This window comes from Mesorhizobium sp. M4A.F.Ca.ET.020.02.1.1, from assembly GCF_004022645.1.
Lineage (GTDB): Bacteria > Pseudomonadota > Alphaproteobacteria > Rhizobiales > Rhizobiaceae > Mesorhizobium.
The window spans coordinates 1-3866 of record NZ_RZOI01000591.1; the positions used below are offsets into that span (position 1 = coordinate 1).

General features: G+C 59.2%; 5 protein-coding genes. All 5 read right to left on the minus strand.

Features of this window, described 5'->3' with window-relative positions:
* Positions 1 to 216: 216 nt before the first annotated feature.
* Positions 217 to 414 carry a hypothetical protein gene (locus tag EN742_RS27325; RefSeq protein WP_128333490.1) on the minus strand — a complete coding sequence of 66 codons (198 nt, stop codon included), beginning with the start codon at positions 412 to 414 and terminating at the stop codon, positions 217 to 219.
* A 57-nt stretch (positions 415 to 471) separates the two neighbouring features.
* Positions 472 to 2091, minus strand: a complete 1620-nt coding sequence (locus EN742_RS27330) for an AAA family ATPase (RefSeq protein WP_189375613.1) — start codon at positions 2089 to 2091, stop codon at positions 472 to 474.
* On the minus strand, positions 2069 to 2329 hold the full coding sequence (locus EN742_RS38275) for a hypothetical protein (RefSeq protein WP_189375616.1): 261 nt from the start codon (positions 2327 to 2329) through the stop codon (positions 2069 to 2071). The genes EN742_RS27330 and EN742_RS38275 overlap by 23 nt, the downstream gene beginning before the upstream one ends.
* Positions 2330 to 2545: 216 nt before the next feature.
* Positions 2546 to 3355: an outer membrane protein gene (locus tag EN742_RS27335; RefSeq protein ID WP_127405228.1), complete on the minus strand. Its 810-nt coding sequence runs from the start codon at positions 3353 to 3355 to the stop codon at positions 2546 to 2548.
* Positions 3356 to 3415: 60 nt separating this feature from the next.
* Complete coding sequence (locus EN742_RS27340; RefSeq protein ID WP_127399939.1) at positions 3416 to 3661, minus strand: DUF982 domain-containing protein; 246 nt, start codon at positions 3659 to 3661, stop codon at positions 3416 to 3418.
* Positions 3662 to 3866 lie beyond the last annotated feature (205 nt).

Sequence of the window (3866 nt, forward strand, 5' to 3'; positions counted from 1 at the left end):
GATCTGATCGATGTTGAGATTGCTGATGCTTGGACTGGCTGGTTACCTGGCCATGCTGATTGTCCAAGAGAACTCTCGCGAAGCGGAGCCGCCTCGCGACGAAGAGCCCGCACGCGGTACGCGTAGATCATCGCCGAGGCGTCGATCGGCCAAGCGCTGATTGTCGCCGGCCGGTATCTGTAATCGGATTATAGATAGATTTCCGCGGCGCCTTCTTCATGCGCGTCTAACGTAGACTTCGGTCTCAAGCATGCGGTCGCGACCGTGTTGGGTTTCAACAATGAAGACCAACTCGCCGTCCTCGTCCTTTGTCACGCCAATCACCCGGCACGGCTCCCATGGGCAGTCTAGGCCGCCTTTGTCGTTTTTGATGAAGCGCTGACGTTCAGCGGCGTATGCTTCGATTGCAAACATGTGATTTCCATTTGTTCTCTCCTCTGTTGGTTGCCTGCGTTTGGCAGGCGGGTTGGGTTACGCGGCTTCCCGCGCAGGTTCGCTATTGTCGTTGTTGGCTTGGTATTGCCGACCGTCTTCCAACGGTCGGGCGTTACCAACGCCGACGGGGGTTATAGGGGGTGTGTGAGCAGCACCGTTGGAAGGCGTTGGTAGACCGTTGGAAGGTACCGTTGGAAGCAAGGCGGCACGCCCCTGTTTCACCTCATCCGCTACGACGACCAACCGTTGGCGCTGCCGAGAGGGAGATCCTTCGGTTATCACTGCTGCTGTGCCAGCAGCCAGCGACCTATGCATCGCTTCTTCCAGAGCCTTCTTCGACACGCCGTCGCGATCCGGCCGCTTGGCCATCACGGTGGGCGCGTAACTGGAACTGCGGTTTGGACTGACGTTCTGACCGCTGCCGTTGATGGCGGAAAGCAATCTGAGAAACACCTTGTCGGCAGCGCCAGCCAACAACCCCGCGGCCGGCGACGGCTTGCCGTCATCCAACACAAACGCGCCTTCCTGCCAACGCAGCTTCAGTTCGCCACCCTTGGCCGCATAATTCGCCTTCATGCCTTTCAATGTGCGGAGGTTGTCATCGTCCTTGTCCGCGGTGAGATAGAGACGCGCTCGCACAGAATTGCTCCATGCCGTCGACCCCGACGTGCCGGTGCCGGTCTGCATGCCGGCGACTGACGGATGCGACAGCAGCACGATGGCGCAGTTGATCTTTATCGCGAGCTTGCGAAGCATGGAGATGAACTGGCGGACTTGGCTACGCTTGATCTCGTCGCCACCGAAGAGGTCGGCGGACGTATCGAGGATGATGAGCTTGGGCTCGTAGCTCTCAGCAAAGTCGGCAAAGTCTAGCCACAGCGCGGTCGGCTGCATAACGCCATGCTTATCCGGTGCCGATAGAAGCGCATCCATGTCCGCAGCTGGCAGCAACCGAAAAAGGTGCAAGTCGGACAGGTCGCCGCCCAACGCCTTAGCGATATCTGCAAGCCGACGATGAAACTCGTCCGCCTCATCTTCGGCGCCAAGATAGATGACCTTGCCGCCCCACGGCTCGAGCCCGAGAGTTTCGACGCACATTGCACCTGCTGCCCCAATCTGCGCCGCCAGGAGGCTTTTTCCCACGCCGCCGTCACCGGTAAGCAACGTCACCTGCCGCATTGGGATCATATCCGGCACGTACCACTGCCGCACGGGGATCTGCTCGCCGTGCCAATGTGCAGGGTTTACCCAAACAAGCTCGGCCGGCTCCGCCAACGGCTTGCGCCCGCCCTTGATGGTGTAGGTATACGGCTCGCCGTCGTCGCCAATGCCGATGGTTACTTGCTCACCGTCGACGGTTGCTCGGTAGATTGATGCGTGGCCACCAACCGGGCTGGTTTTGTGGATCTCTCCGCCATAGCGCTTTTGAAGACGTTTCAGACGTATGATGCACTCGGCCGCGTCGTGGCCACGCGGAACGGGCGTATCGGAAGGGCGAAGGTGCGGGCCGGTGCGGAAGTTGCCGCGATTGCCGCGGTCGAACAATACTACCGCGCCGTGCTTGCTAGCCTCGATTACCGTTCCAGCGCCATGTGTGTCGTGCTCGACGCGATCGCCAACCTTGTAAGTGTTCTCAGGCTGCTGCGGTGCGGTCATGCGGCTTACGCTCCTCAAGCGCGGCCAGAGCAGCGCGGGCGATTTCATCGACTAGGGCAGGGGAGAAGGTGACGCAGCGCTGGCCTTCTGCATTCGGCGCATACACCGAAAAGCCACCTGCAGAACGCTGTTTAAGGCGCAGGCCGAAAAGCCTAAGTTCGTCGCTTAGCGCGATGTCGAAGCGCGCGACGGTTTGGCCGTAGCCTGGCGGCTCTGGGCGTATATTCATGATTTGCAAGGACGGAATCCTTATCCTGAAAGTTAGGTAACAGCGAAAAAACGCTATGGGATTCTATGATACAAAGGTTAGGCGATACTCGCGCTAAACGATTGTTTTAATTTAATTTTGTTAATCCTGCCGGGATCGCCAATACTTTCAGTTGCTTGACTTGTCGCCCCGCATGCAAAATGCCCCGGACGATGCCGGGGCCTGCTTTCGACGTGCCGCAGCTACCTAAAATTTGTACGCAGCGCCGATGCGGAGGTCGTTGATCGAGAGCCGATCCTCGAGAGGAGACCAACCACCACCGACCTGGAACAGTTTCTTGCCGAAATCGCTGTAGCGATATTCAGCGCGAACGACCAAGTTGTCGGTCGCCGCGTATTCCAAGCCCAGGCCCAATGTCCACCCTGTTCGGGTCGCATCGTGCGAGAATGGAAGGCTCTGTGTCTCATTCACGTTCTGGCGCGCAACGGCCAACCCCCCGGCGAAATAGGGCAAGAAGCGATCAACGCTGTAGCCAACTTTGCCGCGAAGCGCGGCAGTCCAGTCAACCTTTGATCCATAGCGGAAGAATGTGTCCGGGATGCTGGAGCCGATATAGTGGCCTCTCACGCCATCCTTCTTCAGACCCGCGAATGTGAAATCGGCATCGGCGCCGAGAACAACACCATTGTCGAACTGATAATTGTAACCGCCATATATGCCCCCCAAGACGCCAGCGGGCTTCGCGGGAACCTCGTAATAGCCGGTGTTGTCGAACGAGAGGAACGTCCAATCATCTTTACCCCAGCCATATCCTGCCTGCGCGCCAACATAAGCCCCTGACCAATTGTAAGTTGATGCAACCGGCAGTTGCGAACCGGCCTCCGTGGCCAAAGCGCTAGTGGTCAGGAGCCCTAGTATTGCTGCGGTCTGAAAGATAAATCGCATGCTGCCCACCCCTCGAGATTGATGGTGCATGAGTGGCACATTTTTTTTGTGTGAGGGAATGGCTGACAGCGCTCGGTTGTATTTTTCCAGCCAGGTGTTTCCCAAATGCATCTCGGCGCATGTCCCCAAAAGAGCAGACTATGCGCATTTCAGGCGCCCGGCGCTCCGGACTCACTCCACCAGCACATGCGCCTCGCGCGCGGCGCCGATGAACGCGTCCCTGGCTGCGTCGGCCGAGACCTCGCCGCTCATCGCCCGGCGGCAGGCGCGCAACGCCGAACCGTGCAGCGCGCTGCCGGCGTCGCGCCATTGGCCCGCCAGCAGTTCTGCCGCCTGCTGTGCGCTGGAAATGTGCCTGATCGCGCCCGCGACACCCACCGAAACCGTGACCGGCCTCGAAAACCATCCCTGGGTCATGTCGGGAACCCTCATTGCCTTAACCCAACTAAACGCAGAAAAGGGCGCCGGGTTTCATTGCCGGTCTCAACAGGGCGTAAGGGCCGCCTTGGCCGCTCCCGCGGCCTTGGCGCGGCCGCCTTGAAACGGGCGGGGCGCCGCAAATGCGGCGCAAAAAATCGTTATATTCTTGCTGAAAGAGCGCCGTGCTGGTACTCCTTGATAG